Source organism: Rhodococcus yunnanensis NBRC 103083 (assembly GCF_001895005.1).
In the GTDB taxonomy this organism is placed as follows: Bacteria; Actinomycetota; Actinomycetes; order Mycobacteriales; family Mycobacteriaceae; genus Rhodococcoides; species Rhodococcoides yunnanense.
The window spans coordinates 91,674-111,173 of the sequence record NZ_BCXH01000011.1 but is presented as its reverse complement, the minus strand read 5'-3'; the positions used below and the strand labels follow the sequence as shown (position 1 = coordinate 111,173).

The following is a 19,500-nucleotide window of genomic DNA, read 5'->3' as shown; positions in this document are numbered from 1 at the left end:
TTAACCGTTGAATCAGCGTCCTGTTCGGCTTTTGAGAGCATTCACAAACACATTGGGGATTTCTGCTGGGTTTCGTGCCAGGAAGCTGGTGCCACCGGTGGCGGCCGAGATCTGCTGCAGAACTCCGGCGTCGGCGTCGTCGGTGATACCGATCGTCACGATGATGACGGGCTTGGTCGGGTCCTGTTCGGCCCGCAACGTCGAGAGGAGTTCGTCGAGCGAAATACTTCCCGGGTCTTCGTTGGAACCGTCGGTCAAAATGATGACACTGTTGATGTAGTCGGGGTCGTACCCGTCCTTCACCGTGCGGAAGGCCGCCAGTGTGGTGTCGTACAGTCCGGTACCGCCTCCGACCAGGCCCGGAAGCGTCCGAGTCTGTTGCAGCAGCAGATTTCGCTGTGTCGTTCCGTCGACGTTCTCGTCGAGGCGCCGGATCGGTACCAGCTCGCGGTAGTCCTGACTGCCACCGCCGAGTCCGATCGAGAACGCCCACAGGCCGAGCGCTGCGTTGTTCGGAAACAGCCGGTTGCCGGTGTCGCTAGCTTGAACCGTCAGCCCGATCCGGGTGTCGGCGCCTGCGCTGTAGGCCATCGATCCCGAGACGTCCTCCATCACCAACGTCCGCGAGGGCAATGCCAGGACCTGGTAGCGCCGCAACGTCGATTCGGCAGTTTGCTGATCCGCAATCGTCAGTGCTGTGACATCTCCCAATCCGCGGTCGTCGCTCAGCGGGGCGTTGTCCGGCGCGCGAAACCCCGCATCCGACAACGACGCCAGGCCCGACTTGGATCCGAGAGCTTCGGCGACGGCGAGACCGACGGCCTTCGCGGCCTCGTGCCGTTCGCCTGCAGGCTCGGTGACAGCGAGCGGGAAGTTGAGGAAGAAACTGCCGGTGGGGGGTACCGTCGCACCGAATTCGGTGCCGGTGCTGTTCTGATAGTCCAGGAACGATTGTTCCGAGACGACCGAGACCCCGCCTTCGGCCGACATCTCGTCGAGGCGGACCACCGGATCGGCCTCGCCGCGGGTCGACGCCTGTGCCTGTGCGATCGGCACGAGCGCAGCGGAGACCGAGTCGACCGCCTCGGCATCGCTACCCGCCTCGGCCAGGGCACCGAGTATGGCTGCGTCGGAGATGGTGTTGGTGAGCGGATTGCCGATACGCAGACTCTCGAGCTGCAGCGCGGTGAGCCAGGTATCGAAGAACGGCACCTCGTCCTTCCGTGCCGCGATGACCGCGGGCGTACTTGCCACCGACTGACTGGCCAGATCGACCAGAGAACCCGTGGCACGAACGGTCTTGCCCACCCACAGCGAGGAGTCGGGTATCCACAGCGCCGGAGCGTCGGTTCCCTTGGATACCGCAGCCGACGCCTCCGCGGAATCTACGGGCGTGACCTGCACCTTCGCACAACCGAGATCCTCGGCCGTGGCGCGGCGAACCACGTCGTCGACGACGGGGGCGATCGCGGGATCTGCCGCCAGCGTGTACGACGACGGATCCGAACAGCCCGACCCGAATGCCTTCTGCGCCGCGTAGACGCCACCACCGACAACAACGAGCAGTACGACGGCAAGGACGCCGTACTTCACCAGCCCTGTCGAACCGGACGCCTCGCTCGGCGCACTGTGTCTCCCTGGCATTGCAGAACCCCTCCGTAGTGAGCGAGGAACTTGTGCGAACAAGTTCTCGCTGTGCGGTTCGCGGCGATACTATCGCGCGCCGCGGCCGCGAGCGTGCGCACGACCGCTACGCGTACAACGACTCGAAGGTCTTCAACGAGTTCTCGATATCGCCCTTCAGAGCGCGTGCGACACCCGACCCGATGGGCCCGAACAGGGGCGCTCCCCCGAGTTCGATATCGAGGGAGAGGTCGGATCCACCCTTCGCACCCGCCGCGACCGACAACACGAGCCCGATCTTCACCCCGCCCTTGCCGCTGCCCTTCAGGGTCAGCTTCTTCGGTGGGTCGTAGTTCTCGATGGTCCACCGAACCCGGTTGCGCAGCCCTTTGACGCTGGCCACCGAGTCCAGGGTGGTTCCGACAGCGAGCTGTTCGGGGAGCTCGCCGCGCCACGCCTCGTGGATGGACAGCCACTTGTCGTAGTCGGCGAGGTCGGACGCATGCGTCCACGCCGCTTCGGGGTCGAGGGGAACATTGACGGAAACCTTGAGCTTGGCCACGGAAGGGATAGTAACCACACACAGCGAGGCGCCCGTGTGAGTACGACTCACACGGGCGCCTGCGGATTGTGAAATCTAACCAATCAGTGTGCCGACGCCTTCTCCGCGCCGATACCGGTCAGTGATCGCACTTCCATCTCGGCCTGCTTCGCCCTGCTCTCCGAATCCTTCGACAGCAACGTTCCGACGATGCCGAGGACGAACGCGAGCGGGATCGAGACGATGCCGGGGTTGGACAAGGGGAACCAGGCGAAATCCGAGCCCGGGATCATTGCTGTCTTCGACCCGGACACCGCAGGCGAGAAGACGATGAGCACGAGCGTCGAGATCAGGCCGCCGTACATGCTGCACAGCGCCCCGGTGGTGTTGAAGCGGCGCCAGAACAGCGAGTAGACGATGGTCGGCAGGTTCGCGGCCGCCGCGACGGCGAAGGCGAGCGCCACGAGGAAGGCGATGTTCTGCCCGTTCGCGAGGATGCCGAGGCCGATAGCGAGAATTCCGATCACCACCGCGGTGATGCGAGAAACCTTGACCTGCTTCTTCTCGTCGACATCGCCCTTCTTGATGACACTGGCGTAGATGTCGTGGGCGAACGACGCGGATGCGGTGATCGTGAGCCCGGCGACGACGGCGAGGATCGTCGCGAACGCGACCGCCGAGATCACGCCGAGGAGCACGACGCCTCCGAGTTCGAACGCCAGAAGCGGTGCGGCCGAGTTCTGTCCGCCCGCCGACGCCAGGATGCGGTCCGGGCCGACGATGGCCGCGGCTCCGTAGCCGAGAACGAGGGTGAACAGGTAGAACGCACCGATGAGGGCGATGGCCCACACGACACTGCGACGAGCTTCCTTGGCCGTGGGGACCGTGTAGAAACGCATGAGAACGTGTGGGAGACCGGCGGTTCCGAGCACGAGCGCGATTCCGAGCGAGAGGAAGTTCAGCTTGCTCATGTTGCTGCCGCCGTACTGCGCGCCTGGCTCGAGGACGTTGCGGGCCGCGACGGCGTCGTCGGCGGAGCCGGTGATCGTCTCCTGTGCGCTACCGAGCAGCTCGGAGAGATTGAAGCCGAACTTCGCGAGTACCAGCACGGTCATGAACAGCGCGCCTGCGATGAGCAGCACGGCCTTGATGATCTGCACCCACGTGGTGCCCTTCATGCCGCCGACGAGGACGTAGACGATCATCAGCACGCCGACCACCGCGATGACGATGGACTGCCCGGTGCGGTCGGAGATGTCGAGCAGCAGGGCGACGAGTCCTCCTGCGCCTGCCATCTGGGCGAGGAGGTAGAACAGCGACACCGTCAGAGTCGAGAGCGCCGCGGCCGTGCGGACGGGCCGTTGCTTGAGCCGGAAGCTCAGCACGTCGGCCATCGTGAATTTTCCTGTGTTGCGCAGCAATTCGGCCACGAGCAGCAGCGCGACGAGCCACGCGACGAGGAAGCCGATCGAGTACAGGAATCCGTCGTAGCCGTAGACGGCGATCGCGCCCGCGATGCCGAGGAAGCTGGCTGCGGACAGATAGTCGCCCGCGATGGCAACACCGTTCTGCGGTCCGGAGAACCCGCCACCTGCCGTGAAGAATTCCGACGCCGTCGCATTCTTCTTGCTCGCACGAATGACGACGAACATCGTGACGGCTACGAATGCGCCGAAGATCGCGATGTTGACGACGGGTTCGCCGACGGTGGTGTCGGCGGCCTGCGCAAGAATGGAAACGCTCATCGTGTGGCCTCCTGCGACGCGATCATCTCGTTGCGCAGCGACTCGGCGCGTGGATCGAGTTCACGGTTCGCGAACTTGACGTAGATCCCGGTGATCGCGAACGTCGTGACGAACTGGCCGAGACCGAGGAGCAAACCGACGTTGATGTTGCCCCAGACCGGCGTCGACATGAAGTCGTGCGCGTAGTTGCTCAGCAGCACGTAGACGATGTACCAGATCAGAAAGAACGCGGTCATCGGAAACACGAAGCTGCGCAGCCGACGTCGCAGTTCCTGGAATTCCGGGCTCGCTTGCATGTCGATGAACGCCTGCGCGTCCGGTGGCGGAGAGGTGTCCGATGTACTCACGTCTGATTCACTCCTCGAATTCGCGTCACGGTCTGTGACTCGGAACTGAACAGTGACGCTAGTGAGAGGCAGGTCACAGGAGAATGCAGTGGCGGCGATCACACGCTCAGCTGTCGGAGTCTGCGCCGAACGGTCACCTGACGTCGGCGAGCGGGGGCAGTTACAGCTCGCGCTCACGATCTCGGCCGACGCCCAGACGTTCGGGGGCATGCAATCGGGTGAAGATTCGTCCGACGTCGGGCGGCACCGATCGCGACGTCGCCTTGCTGACGAGGATCATCAGCCCGAACGCCAACGGCACACTCACCGCAGCTGGATAGCCGAGCAACGCCGCAGGCCACCCCGACCACATGGTCTCGGAGACCCCGAACACCGAGAGCGATGCGGCCGTCAGCGACACCGTGCCGCCGCCGATCAGTCCCGCTGCAGCACCGGCGGCCGTCAGTCCACGCCACCAGATTCCGAGCACCAGCAGCGGGCAGAGCGTCGACGCGGCGACGGCGAACACGAGCCCGACCGTCCGCGAGAGATCGAGCGAGACCAACCCGAGCGACAACACCAGCGGCACTGCGCCTGCGAGGACGGCCGCGATGCGGAAATCGCGGACCCGTCCACGGAGAACGTCGGTGCTCAGTACACCGGCGATGCTGACGAGAAGTCCCGACGACGTCGAGAGGAACGCCGCGATCGCTCCTGCCGCGACGACGGCGGCGAGCAGCTGCCCACCGACGCCGGACAGCACCGAGCCGGGCAGCAGCAGGACCGCCGCATCGGAGGTTCCGGTGATCAGGAGTTGCGGAACGTACAGCCGCGCGAACACCCCGAGCAGCGTCGGAAACAGATAGAACACACCGAGCAAACCGAGAACCGTCAGCGATGTCAGCCGTGCGGCACGCCCGTCCGGGTTGGTGTAGAACCGAACCAGCACGTGCGGCAACCCCAGTGTGCCGAGGAACGTCGCGAGAATCAGCGAGTAGACCTGGTACAGCGGATGGGTTCCGCCCAGTCCCCAACCGGGTTGCGCCCATTGCCGATCCGTTGTCGGCGCGCCGGCCACCACAGGTACCGGCGAGTCCGCGTCGAGAATCAACGACGTGCCCTCGCCGAGTTCGTGGGTTCCCTGACCCAGTCCGATTCTGCCGTCGACGGGTAGGTCGTCGACGGTGCCGCGGACCGTCACCTCGATCGGCGAATCCACTTGAACGAGGACGTCGGTACTGATCTCGACGGTCGTCTCGCGGTCGACCGTCGGCGGTGCGGGGCTTCCGACAGCTCGGTCGTCGGCGAAGAAATGCATGGCGAGCACCACCGCGGGAACGGCGACGGCAGTCAGCTTCAGCCAGTACTGGAACGCCTGCACGAACGTGATCGACCGCATCCCGCCGCCGACGACGTTGGCGATGACGATGACACCCACCACCGCTGCCCCGACCCAGCCCGGCACTCCGAGAAGGATGTTCAACGTGAGCCCGGCACCTTGGAACTGCGGCACCAGATAGAGGGCACAGATGATGACGACGACGAACATGGCGAGCTTACGCAACCGCTGCGACCCGAGACGGAACTCGGCGAAATCGGGAACGGTGTATGCACCACTGCGCCGAAGCGGAGCCGCCACGAACAGCAGCAGGCCGAGATAGCCTGCGGTGAAACCGATCGGATACCACAGGGCATCGGCGCCGTACTTCGCGATGAGCCCGGCAACCCCGAGAAACGATGCAGCCGAGAGATATTCACCCGAGATGGCCGCAGCGTTCCACCTCGGCCCGACGCTACGCGAGGCAACCAGGAAGTCCGACGTCGTGCGCGCCAACCGCACCCCGTACACACCTATCGCGACGGTGGCGACCGCAGCGAGCACGAGCGCAACGACCGTCACCCACGGAATGGGTTGACCGTTCACCTGGGTCAGTCTCCTGGTCTCGTCGGGGGCGCAGAACTCCTGCAGTGAGCAAAGCCCTGCAGTGAGCAAAGCCCTGCAGTGAGCAATGGTAGGTCCACCCACCGACTGCGACGACGCCCGAGTTACTGCGCCGTTGCTACTGTGAGCGCTGAGATGGCAGCCGCCGGTGGAGGAGCAGACATGAGCTGGTCGACAAGGACGGCGCGCACCGCCGACGAAAGTTCGGCGCGGGGCCGAGTTCGACCTGTCCTGCAATGACGCTCGCTGCAGTGACTCTTGCTGCCGTTGTCCCCGTGGCCGTCGGTGCCGTCGTCGCGAATCTGCCGATGGTGGCGATGGCGGCGGGGCTGTCGACCCTGAACTCCGGTCGGGTGCTCGCACAGTTCACCGCAGGGTGGCTGGCGGGTCTGACTGCGATCACTGCCGCAGGGTTGCTGCTGGTCGACGGCGTTGTCCTCGCGTCGGACTCGGCTGCCTGGGTGTCGTGGCTTCAGCTGGCACTCGGAATCGCACTGCTCGTGGCCGGTGTGCGCGCACTCGTGAGCCGCATCCGCGACGGCGAGACCGACGAGGAGCCAGGGTGGGTACGCACCACCCGGAGCCTGACCGGCAGGAAGGCATTCGGCACGGCATTCCTACTCGGTTCGGTGAATCCGAAGAACACGATCATCGCGATGTCCGCGGTATCGGTCATCGTCGACGCCACGGACGTGATTCCGGCGCAGATCGTCTCGGCCGTCGTTTTCGTGGTGGTGGCCAGTATCGGAGTCGCAGCCCCCGGCCTGGCCCTGCTGACGCTCGGTGATCGAGCGCGCAGGCCACTGACCGCCGTCGTCGACGGGTTCGTCCGGCACAGTCGGATCGTCACCGTCGTCGTTCTTCTCCTGCTCGGCGTCTACGTCGCGGTCAGCGGGATCCTCGCCATCGGATCGACCGACTGACTGACTGACGCAGGCTGTCAATCGTCCACGAGATCGACGAACTCGTGCTCGTTTCTCTCCGCCTGCCGAACGTAGACCCACCCGACCCCGAGCAGGAGCGGGTAGACCGCGACCCCCAGCACGAGCCACGGCAGCCGGATCCCGAACACGAGCGCGTCGGCGAACGCCGGAACCACCAACGACACCAACGGAATCGCGAACAACACCGCCAGAGTCAGTAGCGCCAACCGAACCGACAGCAGCAGCTGAGCACGAACGAGGCCGCGCACCATGGCGTCACCGACCTCGGTCTGCTCCTGCACCTCCACTCGTGTGCGCACCATGCGCGCCCCGCGCCTGCCTGCGAGGACGACGCGTTCTCGCGGCTGCTTGCGCGGGCTCGTCACCGGCTCGACCAGGATTGGAGCGGTCCACGCACCAACCGGTCCTTGAGTTCACGGGTGTGCCTGCGACTGACCGGCAGCTCGACCGCGGGTAGATCGCCGTCCGCGCGTAGGCAGACCACCAATCCCGAACCGACACTGCGGATCCCGGTCACCAGCTGCAACGAGACGAGAAACGATCGATGCACGCGCAGGAAACCGCTGTCACCCCAGCGGCTTTCGAGTGTCGATATCGGGATGCGCACCAGATGTGAGCCGGTGGTGGTGTGCAGCCGGGCATAATCGCCCTCGGCCTCGACCCATCCGACGCTCGAGCGTTGGACGAGTGTGGTGGTTCCGCCGAGTTCGACGGGTATCACTTCGTCGACGCCGGTGGCCTCGGGCGACTCTCGCCGACGGCCGGAGGACCGTATTCGGCGTAGCGATTCCGCGAGACGTTCTTCGCGCAGCGGTTTGAGCAGGTAGTCGACGGCCCCGAGGTCGAACGCCGCGAGCGCGCGGTCGTCGTGTGCGGTCACGAACACGACCACGGGAGGATGTGCGAAGTTGGCCAGAATGCCCGCCAGTTCCAGTCCGTCGAGTCCTGGCATGTTGATGTCGAGGAACACCGCGTCTACCGCAGGAGTCTTCGGGCCGACGGGATGCTGCAGTCGCCTCAGCGCGGTCGTCGCGTCCGAGGCGGTGTACACCTCGGCGACGGTGCTCTGTCTGCTGAGCAGGAACGCCAGTTCGTCGAGCGCGGGTTTCTCGTCGTCGACCGCGAGGACCACCAGGGGCGCCGACGTCGAATTCTCCACGGATCTCATCGTGCCAGACACACCCGTCATGCCCGAATACCTGCCTTGAACTTCGGCACTCTCATACTCACCTTGGTTCCTGCGCCCGGAGCGGTGTCCACGACGAGGCCGTAGTCGTTGCCGAATGCCGCGCGCAGCCGGTCATCGACATTGGACAACCCCACGTGAGCTGCGTGTTCGGCATCGAGCGATCCCGAGCGCAGAAGTTCGGCGTCCATCCCGACCCCGTCGTCCTCGACGCTGATGAGACAGTCGGTTCCCTCGTCGGCAGCGACGATCGTGATGGTTCCTCTGCCCCCTCGATCGGACAGACCGTGCCGCACCGCGTTCTCCACCAGTGGCTGCAGCGCGAGGAACGGCAGCGCGACGTTGAGCACCTCGGGCGCCACCTGCAGCGTGACCTGCAATGTGTCACCGAAGCGCGCACGTTCGAGCGTCAGGTAGCGGTCGATGTTGCGCAACTCGTCGGCGAGAACGGTGAATTCGCCTGCCGTGCGAAACGAATAGCGCGTGAAGTCGGCGAACTCGAGCACCAGCTCACGCGCCCGGTCGGGGTCGGTCCTGACGAACGACGCGATGGTTCCGAGTGCGTTGTAGATGAAATGCGGGCTGATCTGCGCACGCAGCGCGCGCACCTCGGCGCGGTCGAGGCGTGCACGCGAGGCATCGAGTTCGGCGAGTTCGATCTGCCCGCACGCATAACGTGCGACCTCGGTGATGGCACCGAGCATTCCCGGCCCCGGCACCGCCGTCGTCACCGCACCGAGAACGCCGACGACGCCGACGTCCTCGATCAACAATGGTTGAGCGATCAGTGCTCGCACCGCGTGATCGGCGCCGAGCGGATGCGCGAGCAGGACGCGCCGTTCACCGGAGGTCGCGCGCTGGGCCGCCTCGAGAAACAGTGGGGCCAGCTCGTCGTACGGTCCGTTCCAGGTCAGGAGCCGGGCATCGGCGTCGGCGATGCCGAGTGCGTCGCCGCCGGTCAGCGCCCGTAGGTGCGGTGACGCCTCGGCGGCGGAATCGGCGTCGAGCCCCTGGCGAAGTGGTCGGGCGGCGAGGGAGGCGGTGTGCAGCGTCGAGTGCACTGCCCGCTCCTCGGGCGTCGTCAACGCCCGCCGGCCGCGGAGGCTGATCACGGCGATGGCCACCACCGCGGCTGCGAAAATGACCCCGAACCACAGAATCGCCGAGTTCACTCGGGCTGCCGCTCCGCATCCAGTTGCACGACGAGCGACTTCGGCGCGACCGTGCGGTAGGCCTCCTCGACGATGTCCGCGACCTCTTCCCAGTCCTGCTCGACATCGAGATACACCCCGATCCACCCTCGACCACCGACGTACGGCGGAAGGTAGAACCTCGTCGCATCGCGGGCGATCCAGTCCTGTTGCGCGCCCGGAGGTGCAGCGGCGACGAAGCCGACACGGTCGTCGTGATGATGATCGGAGAACGAGGCGAACTGGGGTGAACGCCGTACGAACCACGCGGGTTCGCCGTGGCTGACGCGCTCGGTCGCATCGGGGAGAGCCATGCACAGCGCGCGCAGCATGGTCAACGGATCAGCCATCGGTCCCCCTCGGAGAACACGTGTCGGTGGTGGGGACGCCTGCGAACCGGTCGGCAAGCCATCGAACCCCGTCCCCGGTGGCTCCATAGTCGGAATGCCCTTGACCGACGAGGATACGGAACTCGACGACGTCACCCAACGAGCATGCCCGTGCCACCGCATCCTGTGTCCACTTCGGATCGATCAGCTGATCCTCGCTGCCGACCGCGACGAGCAGCGGCGCCGCGGCACGGGACTTCGGCAACGCTACCGAGCTCAGCCAGTCGAGCATCGATGTTCGTGACGCCTCGGTGTCCGGCGACGCATCGCCCGGTGCGAGCCGGGCGGCTGCCTCTGCCTTCTGCACTCCGAGCAGATCGGTGCACGCGGTCAACGCGCGTTTGTCCGCCTCGAGAGCCCCACGGATGTACTGCGAATCGGCGACGTCCGGATGCCGGGCCCGCAGACCTTCGACGAGGAACGGGGTGAGCAGCATCTGTGGGAGTGTGCGCGCGGCACCGACATCGAACATCGGCGTCAGATCGGCAGTGGGCGAGAGTGCGGCGCTGCCGACCAGGTCGAGCCCGTCGCCGTACTCGACATGCTCGGCTGCCGCCCATACCGCTTGCCCGCCTTGGGAATTCCCGATTGCACCCCACCTCGTTCCCGTGTTCGGAACGACATTCCGCGCGGCCCGTACCGCGTCGACGACGTTGTACGCCGCCGCGTCGGAATCGAGATACGGGTGCGTTCCCGGCGTCCCCAGCCCTTCGTAGTCGGTGACCGCGACGACCATTCCGCGTTCGAGGAACGGGCTGACCATCTCCATGGTGCCCAACAGGTTCGGATAGAGCGACGGGGCACATTCGTCGGTCACGCCCGTGGTGCCGTGCCCGACGGACACGATCGGCCAACCGCCGGCAGGCGGTTCACCTTTCGGGGTGAACACCGTGCCGGAGACCTCCGTGCCGGAGTTGCCGTCGCTCGATGTCGACCTGTACACCACGTGCGTCGCGCCGGCTCCCAGGAGGCGAACAGCGAAATCCGTGTGGCCGATCGGGGTGGCGCTCACCACAGCACCCCGCTCGGCGCCGACCGGAGCCGCAGGCACATCCATCCCCGTGACCCGGGTGATCGCCTGCGGTTGCGCGCACCCGGCCAGAACACATGCCGCCGCGGCGACCGAGATCAGTGTGCGCACTATCGGTTCCGCCGCTCGAGTCGAGCCTCTGCGGCGGCCTCTTCGACGTCGAGTCCGTCGAGGACGTGGCGCAGCACTTCGTCGTCGAGCTCACCCGAATCGCGCGCCTTCACGAGCGCATCACGCTGCGCCCCCAACACATTGCGACGCAGGGTGTCGAACAACGCTCCCGCTGCGGCTACACGCTCCTCGTGATCCTCGGTCTCCTCGGCGTCGAGCCGCGCACGCACCGACCGCCTGACTCGTTCGAGCACCGCCTCGACCGATTCCTTGCTCGCCCCTGGCACGCCGCTTCGTGCCGCCTCGGTCAGATACGTCTCGGCGGCGGACCGTGAGATGGTCCGCGCCAGAGCCTGCTGCTCGTCGGTCCACTGTTCCTCGTGTGGGTCCGCGACATCGAGGCGCCGAATCAGCAACGGCAACGTCAACCCCTGAATCACCAGAGTTCCGACCGCGACGACGAACGCGACGGCCTGGATGACTGCGCGTCCGGGAAACGGGTCACCCGCCACCGTCGCGAGCGGAACACCGGACGCGGCGGCGAGCGTGACGACGCCGCGCATCCCCGCCCAGGACAACACCAGGTTCTGCTTCCACGTCAGCCCCAGCGCATCGGAGTTCTTGACGTTCCGAACACCGAACACAGAGCGCATCGCAGCACGACGACCGGTGTTGACGAAGATCCAGGCCGGGCGCACCGCGATCACCACGACGAGGATCAGCAACGCGTACGCGAAGATGTGCAGCACCGGCAGTCCGTCGCGCTCGACCTCCGAGATCACGAACTTCAACTGAAGGCCCATGTACGCGAACACGAATGCTTCCAGAAGCAGGTCGAGGGTCGGCCACACCTGCCGCTCCTGGATACGTGTGGTGACCGCGACGTCGGCGGTGACACGGCCCAGGACGAAACCTGCGGTCACGACGGCCAGCACACCCGAGGCATGAATCTCCTCGGCAGCGAGGTAGGCGGCGAACGGCAGGACAAGCCCCAGGACGGTTTCGAGAGCCGAGTCCTGAATCCTCGTCCGGACGAATCGAACGATGCGCGAGAGGATCAACCCGACGAGTACCCCGCCGATGATCTCGTACGCGAAGAACAGAATCGGTGAATCGATGGCGATCTTCTTGCCTGTCACCGACGCGACAGCCAACGTGAACAGCGTCAACGCGGCCGCGTCGTTGACGAGACTCTCCCCCGTCAGGATGGCCATCATGCGCGACGGTAGACCGAGCTTGCGGCCGACGGCGACCGCGGCGACCGCGTCGGGCGGGGCGACGACGGCACCGAGAACCAATGCCGCGCCGAGCGTGAGCTCGGGAACGAGCCAATTCGCGAAATAACCCACGGCCAGCGTGGTCACCAGGACCATCACGATGCCGAGACGCAGAATGTGGCCGAGGTTCTTACGGAAACTGACGAACGAGAAATCCAGAGCCGCCGAATACAGCAGCGGCGGCAGCACCACCCCGAGGATCAGGTCAGGCGCGAGCGTCACATGCGGCACCCCGGGAATGAACGAGGCAACCGACCCCACTGCGACGAGCACCAGCGGAACCTGCAACTCGAAACGCTTGGCGAAGCCGGCAACAGCAACAGCTGCGATCACGACAAGAAGAAGTATCGGTCCGTCCACTCGTACATTGTGGGGCTACGCCGCCCATACGCGCGAAGTAACACCCCTGTGTCACTTCGCGCGCACGGACGCGTCAGCGCGCTACTGGTCCGGGATGGCCTTCTTGGCTGCGTCCTGCACCTTGTCGACTTTGTCGGCGTACTTGCCGTCGGTCTTCTTGTCGATGAAGTCGCCTGCCTTGTCGACGGCGTCCTCGATCTTGTCCGAGTTCTCGGCGGCGGCCTTCTTGCCCTTGTCGACGAGGCCCTTCAGATTGTCTGCGAAACCCATGATCGCTCCATCTCGTCCGTGAATTTGCCCTACCTCGTCAGAGCTTACTTCCGGCCGGCTGCCGATGGCTCCGAAGAGCGACCGGAACGGCCGCGCAGTGCCGCGCTGATCCACCAGGCAGCCTCGACCGCAACGATGCCGACGCCACCGATGACGATGGCCGTCGTCGTCAGCGCGAGATTCGACGGATCGAGTTCGAAGAGCGTCCGACAGAACGGAATGGTGAACAGCAGCAGGTAACCGACGACGGATCCGGCCAACAACAGGATCTTCCACCACACGTACGGCCGCGCGACGACGGCGAGCACCCACACCGCGATCATGATCAGCGTGATCAGCGCCGTCGTGCTGGCCTGTGTCACCTGAGTTTCGGTTGCATCGGGCCCTTGGTAGGCCAGCAGGTAGGACACGAACGTGGCAGTACCGACGATCAATCCCGACGGGACGGCCAGCCGCATCACCCGAGAGACGAAGCCGGTGCGTGCTCGTTCGTTGTTGGGGGCGAGCGAGAGGACGAAGGCAGGGATGCCGATGGTGAACCACGCCGCGATCGTCACGTGCCGAGGCAGGAACGGATACGGAATCGGCTCGAAGTGGAAGATCTGCGACAGCAGCCCGGACAGGCCGATCAGGAAGGCCAGCAACACCGAGTACACGGTCTTGGTGAGGAACAGGTTGGAAACGCGCTCGATGTTGCCGATGACGCGTCGACCCTCGCCGACGACGTACGGCAGCGTCGCGAACTTGTTGTCCAGCAACACGATCTGCGCGACAGCACGCGTCGCGGCGCTTCCCGAGCCCATCGCGACGCCGATGTCGGCGTCCTTGAGCGCCAGGACGTCGTTGACACCGTCACCCGTCATCGCGACGGTGTGTCCACGCGATTGCAGTGCACCGACCATCTGGCGCTTCTGGTCGGGGCGTACGCGACCGAAGGTGGATCCGTTCTCGACGGTGTCGGCGAGCTCGTGCACGTCCTCGGGCAGATCGCGCGCGTCGATGGGTGTGCCTGCGAGACCGAGAGATCCGGCCACCGCTCCGACGGAGACGGCGTTGTCACCGGAGATGACCTTGACCGCGACGGACTGACTGGCGAAGTAGTCGAGCGTCGCGCGGGCGTCGGTCCGGACCTTCTGTTCGAGGATCACCAGAGCCCTCGGCGTCACGACGCCAGGTGCCGCGGTGTGCCCGAGAGATGGGTCCCCGACGGATGGGTAATCGACGGGCAGATCGCTGCTGGCGAGAAGCAGGACACGAAGGCCGGCGGAACCGGCTTCCTCTGCCTGACGGGCGATGTCGGTGGCCGGGTCGAGCAGAACGTCGGGCGCACCGAGGAGCCAGTTGCCGTGCGCCCCGTAGGACAGGCCGCTCCACTTCTTGGCCGAGGAGAAGGGTGCGACGGCCGTCGAAGTCCAGCCGGGATCGTCGGGGAAGGCCTCGGCGATCGCGAGCACGCTCGCATTGGGCCGCGGGTCGTCGTGTGCGATTGCCGCGAGTACGGATGCGAGCAGAGCCCCGTCCCCGTCTTTCACGACGCGCAATTCGGACAGCCGCATGCCGTTCTCGGTCAATGTTCCGGTCTTGTCCGCGCACACCACATCCACGCGTGCGAGCCCCTCGATGGCAGGCAACTCCTGGACGAGGCACTGCCGCTGACCGAGGCGAATGACGCCGACAGCGAACGCAATCGACGTCATCAGCACCAATCCCTCCGGGACCATCGGCACGAGGGCGGCGACCATACCGTTGAGCGCAGGGCCGAGAGACTGCCCCGAGGAGAAGAGCTGGTTGTAGATGATGAGCGCACCGGCCGGAACCATCAGGTACGTGATGAACTTCAGGATCTTGTCGATTCCACTGCGCAGCTCCGAATGCACGAGCGTGAACTTGCTCGCCTCCTCGGCGAGCTTGGCCGCGTAGGCGTCGCGGCCGACCTTCGTCGCACGGTAGGCACCGCTGCCCGCGACGACGAAACTTCCCGAAAGCACTTGCGCCGACTGCGTTTTGTGCACCGCGTCGGCTTCACCGGTGAGCAGAGACTCGTCGATCTCGAGACTGGACGCCTCGACCACCTCGCCGTCGACGACGATCTGATCACCAGGACCGAGCTCGATGAGGTCGCCGAGAACCACCTCGTCGGGCGCCACTTCGCGGGCCACCCCGTCGCGTCGTACCACGGGCTTGCTCTGACCGACGATCGCCAATTCGTCGAGTGTCTTCTTGGCGCGAATTTCCTGGATGATGCCGATGCCGCTGTTCGCGACGATCAGAAGACCGAACATGCCGTCGACGACCGATCCGGTCGACAACACGATCAGCAGCAGCACACCCAGAATCGCGTTGATTCGAGTGAAGACGTTTCCTCGAACGATGTCCTTGACGGAACGGCTCGCTCGGGCCGGCACATCGTTCGACTTTCCCTCGGACCGAAGCTCCGCCACTTCCGCCTCGGTGAGCCCGCTCTCCCGCTCTGCGTCCGCCTCGATCGACATGCGGCAAGCCTATTGGGTCATTCCGCAGGCTCCACTCCTGGACCCTATGCGGTCATTCCGCAGGCTCCACTCCTGGACCTATTCGGTCATTCCGCAGGCTCCACTCCTGGACCTACGCGGTCATTCCGCAGGCTCCACTCCTGGACCTATGCGGTCACGCTCATCCGAGCCGCGCCCACCAACGGTCATCGGCGATTCCGCGCGAGACGTCGATGCGTTGCCCCGGCATAGGCACAGCCGTCGTGATTCCGGCGTCGTCGGCAGCTGCTTTCAATCGCACGATCGGTTCCGACCACGGATGGAAGGCCAGGTTGAACGTCGCCCAGTGCACCGGCACGAGTACACCGTTGCCGGTCAGATCGCCGTGCGCCCGCACTGCTTCCTCGGGATTCATGTGGATGTCCGCCCAGCGCGGATCGTAGGCCCCCACCGGCAGCAACGTCAGATCGAACGGGCCGTACTTCGCGCCGATCTCGGCGAACTTCACCGTGTACCCGGTGTCGCCGCCGAAGAAGACGCGGTGCTCGGGCCCGGCGAAGGCCCACGACGCCCACTGCGTCAGATCGCGTCTGAGACCACGGCCGGAGAAGTGCCTGGCTTCGGTGCACGAGATGGTCAGTCCTGCGATCTCGACCTGCTCGTCCCAGTCGAGTTCGATGATCCGGTCTTCGGGGATGCGCCAGTGCCGCAGGTGCGCCCCGATTCCGATCGGCACCACGAACGGCGCCTTCTGCAGACTCGCGAGCCGCTGGATCGTGGTCTTGTCCAGGTGGTCGTAGTGATCGTGCGAGATGACGATCGCATCGACGGCAGGCAGCGCCGCGACCGGAAGCGGCGTCGGGTGCAACCGCGCAGGTCCGACGGTCTGCGACGGCGAGACCCTGTTGCTCCACACCGGGTCGGCGAGGATGCGCCTGCCGTCGATCTCGATCAGTACCGACGAGTGCCCGTACCAGGTGACAGCCACCTCCCCTGCGTCCACCGGCGCGATCGGCGGAGCCAGCGGAATCGGGCGCTGCGGCTTGCCCTGGGCCCGACGCTTGAGGAACGACGCCAGAATCGACTCGTCTCCCCCGCCGGTGAAGCTCGAACTCGGCTCGGTGTTGTGGAAACGCCGGTCACGGTAGCGCGACGAACCGGCCGCGTACGGAGCGATCTTGGCCGTTGTCGCGCCGATCTGCGCGGGCAGGCCCCACGCGGCCCTGGTGACCCATACTGCGCCTGCCACTGCCAGTGCTACCGGCACGATCTGCTTCTTCGTCACAGAAACCACGATAGGTGAACCGAACCCGAGGTGGCTGGTCCCGAGCCGGGAACGGCTGCACCCGGTCTGCCCTGACATGGATCTCCGTGGGCGACGCGTTCTCGCTCGGCGTAAACGATTCCTCTCAACCGCAGGCCCCCTCTCCAGCCCAACACAGCAGACGTAGCCTTGGACTACACTGCCTGCGACGGTTTTGCCTTAGAAGGAGATCGCTAACACTCATGACCACCGAACAGCGGGAATTTCAGGCCGAGACGCGCCAGCTCCTGGACCTGATGGTTCACTCCATCTACTCGAACAAGGACAGCTTTCTCCGCGAGCTGATCTCGAACTCCTCCGACGCGCTCGACAAGCTGCGACTCGAGTCCTACCAGAACAAAGATCTCGACGTCGACGTCTCGGACCTCCACATCGAACTCGACATCGACAAAGAGGCGCGCACCCTCACCATTCGTGACAACGGCATCGGCATGTCGCGCGACGAGGTCATCGACCTCATCGGCACGCTCGCCAAATCCGGCACCGCCGAGGTACGCAAGAAGCTCAAGGAAGCCAAGGACGCCGCTGCGTCCGAGGAGCTCATCGGCCAGTTCGGCATCGGCTTCTACTCGACGTTCATGGTCGCCGACAAGGTCACTCTGCTGACCCGTCGCGCCGGAGAGAGCACCGCGACCGAGTGGAATTCGACGGGCGAGGGCACCTACGAGATCTCCGACGTCGAAGGCGCCCCGCAGGGATCCTCGGTCACGCTGCATCTCAAGCCGAGCGACGAAGAGGATCACCTCTACGACTACGCGTCGGAATCGAAGATCAAGCAGCTGGTCAAGAAATACTCGGACTTCATCGCGTGGCCGATTCGCATCGACGTCGAGAAGCGTGTCAAGGCGACGGACGAGGACGGCGAGGACACGGTCACGATCGAGACCGAGACCGTCAATTCACAGAAGGCGCTGTGGACTCGCTCCAAGGACGAGGTGTCCGAGGAGGAGTACCAGGAGTTCTACAAGCACGTCAGCCATGCATGGGACGAACCGCTCGAGGTCATTCCGTTCAAGGCCGAGGGCACGTTCGAATACCAAGCGCTGCTGTTCCTTCCGTCGCAGGCGCCCTTCGACCTGTTCATGCGTGAGGGCAAGACCGGCGTGCACCTCTACGTCAAGCGCGTCTTCATCATGGACGACTGCGAAGAGCTCATGCCCGAGTACCTGCGCTTCGTCAAGGGTGTCGTCGACGCAGCCGACCTCTCGCTCAACGTCTCCCGCGAGATCCTGCAGCAGGACCGGCAGATCCGTGCGATCCGTCGCCGCCTGACCCGCAAGGTGCTCTCGACGATCAAGGAACTGCAGAACGAGAACGCCGAGAAGTACCAGACGTTCTGGTCGCAGTTCGGCAAAGCACTCAAAGAGGGCCTGATCTCGGACGACGACAACCGTGAGACCATCCTCGGGCTCTCGTCGTTCGAGTCCACCCATGCCGAGTCCGGTGTCACGACTCTCGCCGAATACGTCGATCGGATGAAGGACGGCCAGGAGCAGATCTACTACATGACGGGTGAATCTCGTCAGCAGATCGAAAGTTCCCCGCACATGGAGGCTTTCAAGGCTCGCGGCCTCGAGGTACTCCTGCTCACCGATTCGGTCGACGAGGTGTGGGTCGGCAACGTCCCCGACTTCGACGGCAAGTCCTTCCAGTCCATCTCCAGGGGCGAGGTGGACCTCGACACCGAGGAGGAGAAGAAGGACGCCGAAGCCAAGCGCGAGGAGCAGGACAAGGACTTCGAGGAACTTCTGAAGTGGATGACCGAGACGCTTGCCGAGGACGTCAAGGAAGTTCGACTCTCCTCGCGTCTGACCACGTCGCCCGCGTGCGTCGTCGGTGACGAGTTCAGCTTCTCCCCGCAGCTCGAGAAGATGTACAAGGCGTCGGGTCAGTTCGTGCCGACGTCCAAGCGCATCCTCGAACTCAACCCCACTCATGACCTGGTGACCGGGTTGAAGAAGGCCCGCGAGGATCGCAGCGAGGATCCCAATCTGGCCGAGACGGCCGAATTGCTCTACGCCACGGCACTTCTCGCCGAGGGCACGGAGCTCAAGGATCCAGCCAAGTTCTCCCGACTGCTGGCCGATCGGCTGACTCGAACGGTCTGACGCAGACAGTCCGTTCGTTCCGACACGCGCCCCCGAATTCTCACGGAGAGTTCGGGGGCGCTGTCATGTCCAACAGTTCCAACGCACCGAGGTAGGCCTCGGAGTCGAAGTCGGGTAGCAGCGCGGTCTGCAGGATGTAACCCTGACAGAGCCCGACGACGACGGGAGCGAACGCGCGGGCGCGCCGGACTGCCTCGGCGTCGTCGAAACCGTTGCGCTCGAACCACACTCGAAGATAACGCTCGTAGAGCCCCCTCAGTTCCACCAGCACCGTCGGCAAGGCTTCGACACTGTCCGGTTCCGCTGCCGCGGCCGCCCAGATCTGGAGAAGGATGCTCGGGTTTCCGATGTCGCGTGTCATGCCGTCGAGAAACAGACGGACGACGGCCGCGGGCGGGGGCAGCGGATCCTGCTTCTCCAGACCGTCGAGGTCGGCCGTCCTGCTCTTCAACACATCACGGGTGACACTGACGATCAATTCCTGCTTGCTCTTGAAGTAGCTGTAGATCGCGCCGGCGGACAATCCCGATTCGGCAATGATGTCCGCCATCGACGTGCCCTCGAATCCGGCGCGCCCGAAGCGCGTCAATGCTGCGTCGATGATCTGTCTCCGACGTTCTTCCCGGTGGTCTTCGCTGACTTTGGGCACCCGGCCATATTAAA

17 protein-coding genes are annotated in these 19,500 nt (G+C 65.0%); 2 read left to right on the top strand and 15 right to left on the bottom strand.

Annotated features, from left to right (window positions below; translation table 11 throughout):
- Positions 1-12: 12 nt before the first annotated feature.
- From RY1_RS17930 to RY1_RS17910, 5 genes are all read right to left on the bottom strand, one after another.
- Positions 13-1,644 carry a VWA domain-containing protein gene (locus tag RY1_RS17930; RefSeq protein WP_072805357.1) on the bottom strand — a complete coding sequence of 544 codons (1,632 nt, stop codon included), beginning with the start codon at positions 1,642-1,644 and terminating at the stop codon, positions 13-15.
- Positions 1,645-1,750: 106 nt separating this feature from the next.
- Positions 1,751-2,185, bottom strand: a complete 435-nt coding sequence (locus RY1_RS17925) for a type II toxin-antitoxin system Rv0910 family toxin (protein WP_072805356.1) — start codon at positions 2,183-2,185, stop codon at positions 1,751-1,753.
- 83 nt (positions 2,186-2,268) lie between these two features.
- On the bottom strand, positions 2,269-3,909 hold the full coding sequence (locus tag RY1_RS17920; RefSeq protein WP_072805355.1) for a monocarboxylic acid transporter: 1,641 nt from the start codon (positions 3,907-3,909) through the stop codon (positions 2,269-2,271).
- Entirely contained in the window at positions 3,906-4,205 is a 300-nt protein-coding gene (locus RY1_RS17915) for a DUF485 domain-containing protein (RefSeq protein ID WP_072805463.1), read from the bottom strand. Before RY1_RS17915 ends, RY1_RS17920 begins: the two co-directional genes overlap by 4 nt.
- A gap of 211 nt (positions 4,206-4,416) precedes the next feature.
- Entirely contained in the window at positions 4,417-6,159 is a 1,743-nt protein-coding gene (locus RY1_RS17910; RefSeq protein WP_072805354.1) for a sodium/solute symporter, read from the bottom strand.
- Between the two features lie 254 nt (positions 6,160-6,413).
- Between RY1_RS17910 and RY1_RS17905 the strand changes: the two genes are divergently transcribed.
- Positions 6,414-7,100 carry a GAP family protein gene (locus RY1_RS17905; RefSeq protein ID WP_072805353.1) on the top strand — a complete coding sequence of 229 codons (687 nt, stop codon included), beginning with the start codon at positions 6,414-6,416 and terminating at the stop codon, positions 7,098-7,100.
- A 17-nt stretch (positions 7,101-7,117) separates the two neighbouring features.
- Here the strand turns inward: RY1_RS17905 and RY1_RS17900 are convergent, their stop codons facing one another.
- The 9 genes from RY1_RS17900 to RY1_RS17860 all read right to left on the bottom strand — a co-directional run bounded on the left by RY1_RS17900 (position 7,118) and on the right by RY1_RS17860 (position 16,690).
- On the bottom strand, positions 7,118-7,423 hold the full coding sequence (locus RY1_RS17900; RefSeq protein ID WP_371829490.1) for a hypothetical protein: 306 nt from the start codon (positions 7,421-7,423) through the stop codon (positions 7,118-7,120).
- Positions 7,424-7,482: 59 nt separating this feature from the next.
- Positions 7,483-8,310: a LytR/AlgR family response regulator transcription factor gene (locus tag RY1_RS17895; protein ID WP_245819735.1), complete on the bottom strand. Its 828-nt coding sequence runs from the start codon at positions 8,308-8,310 to the stop codon at positions 7,483-7,485.
- Positions 8,307-9,467 carry a sensor histidine kinase gene (locus tag RY1_RS17890; protein WP_371829489.1) on the bottom strand — a complete coding sequence of 387 codons (1,161 nt, stop codon included), beginning with the start codon at positions 9,465-9,467 and terminating at the stop codon, positions 8,307-8,309. The genes RY1_RS17895 and RY1_RS17890 overlap by 4 nt, the downstream gene beginning before the upstream one ends.
- Positions 9,468-9,475: 8 nt before the next feature.
- Complete coding sequence (locus RY1_RS17885; RefSeq protein ID WP_072805350.1) at positions 9,476-9,847, bottom strand: MmcQ/YjbR family DNA-binding protein; 372 nt, start codon at positions 9,845-9,847, stop codon at positions 9,476-9,478.
- Complete coding sequence (locus RY1_RS17880; RefSeq protein ID WP_371829488.1) at positions 9,840-11,030, bottom strand: lipase family protein; 1,191 nt, start codon at positions 11,028-11,030, stop codon at positions 9,840-9,842. The genes RY1_RS17885 and RY1_RS17880 overlap by 8 nt, the downstream gene beginning before the upstream one ends.
- Positions 11,027-12,664, bottom strand: a complete 1,638-nt coding sequence (locus RY1_RS17875) for a Na+/H+ antiporter (protein ID WP_072805348.1) — start codon at positions 12,662-12,664, stop codon at positions 11,027-11,029. Before RY1_RS17875 ends, RY1_RS17880 begins: the two co-directional genes overlap by 4 nt.
- Positions 12,665-12,745: 81 nt before the next feature.
- Positions 12,746-12,934: an antitoxin gene (locus RY1_RS17870; RefSeq protein ID WP_072805347.1), complete on the bottom strand. Its 189-nt coding sequence runs from the start codon at positions 12,932-12,934 to the stop codon at positions 12,746-12,748.
- Positions 12,935-12,978: 44 nt separating this feature from the next.
- Positions 12,979-15,426 carry an HAD-IC family P-type ATPase gene (locus RY1_RS17865; protein WP_072805346.1) on the bottom strand — a complete coding sequence of 816 codons (2,448 nt, stop codon included), beginning with the start codon at positions 15,424-15,426 and terminating at the stop codon, positions 12,979-12,981.
- A 160-nt stretch (positions 15,427-15,586) separates the two neighbouring features.
- Positions 15,587-16,690 (bottom strand): MBL fold metallo-hydrolase, encoded by a 1,104-nt coding sequence (locus RY1_RS17860; RefSeq protein ID WP_072805345.1) that lies wholly within the window; start codon positions 16,688-16,690, stop codon positions 15,587-15,589.
- A gap of 221 nt (positions 16,691-16,911) precedes the next feature.
- Between RY1_RS17860 and htpG the strand changes: the two genes are divergently transcribed.
- Positions 16,912-18,837, top strand: a complete 1,926-nt coding sequence (gene htpG, locus RY1_RS17855) for a molecular chaperone HtpG (protein ID WP_072805344.1) — start codon at positions 16,912-16,914, stop codon at positions 18,835-18,837.
- A 40-nt stretch (positions 18,838-18,877) separates the two neighbouring features.
- On the opposite strand, the gene RY1_RS17850 is transcribed toward htpG, so the two are convergent.
- Positions 18,878-19,486 carry a TetR/AcrR family transcriptional regulator gene (locus RY1_RS17850; RefSeq protein WP_072805343.1) on the bottom strand — a complete coding sequence of 203 codons (609 nt, stop codon included), beginning with the start codon at positions 19,484-19,486 and terminating at the stop codon, positions 18,878-18,880.
- Positions 19,487-19,500 lie beyond the last annotated feature (14 nt).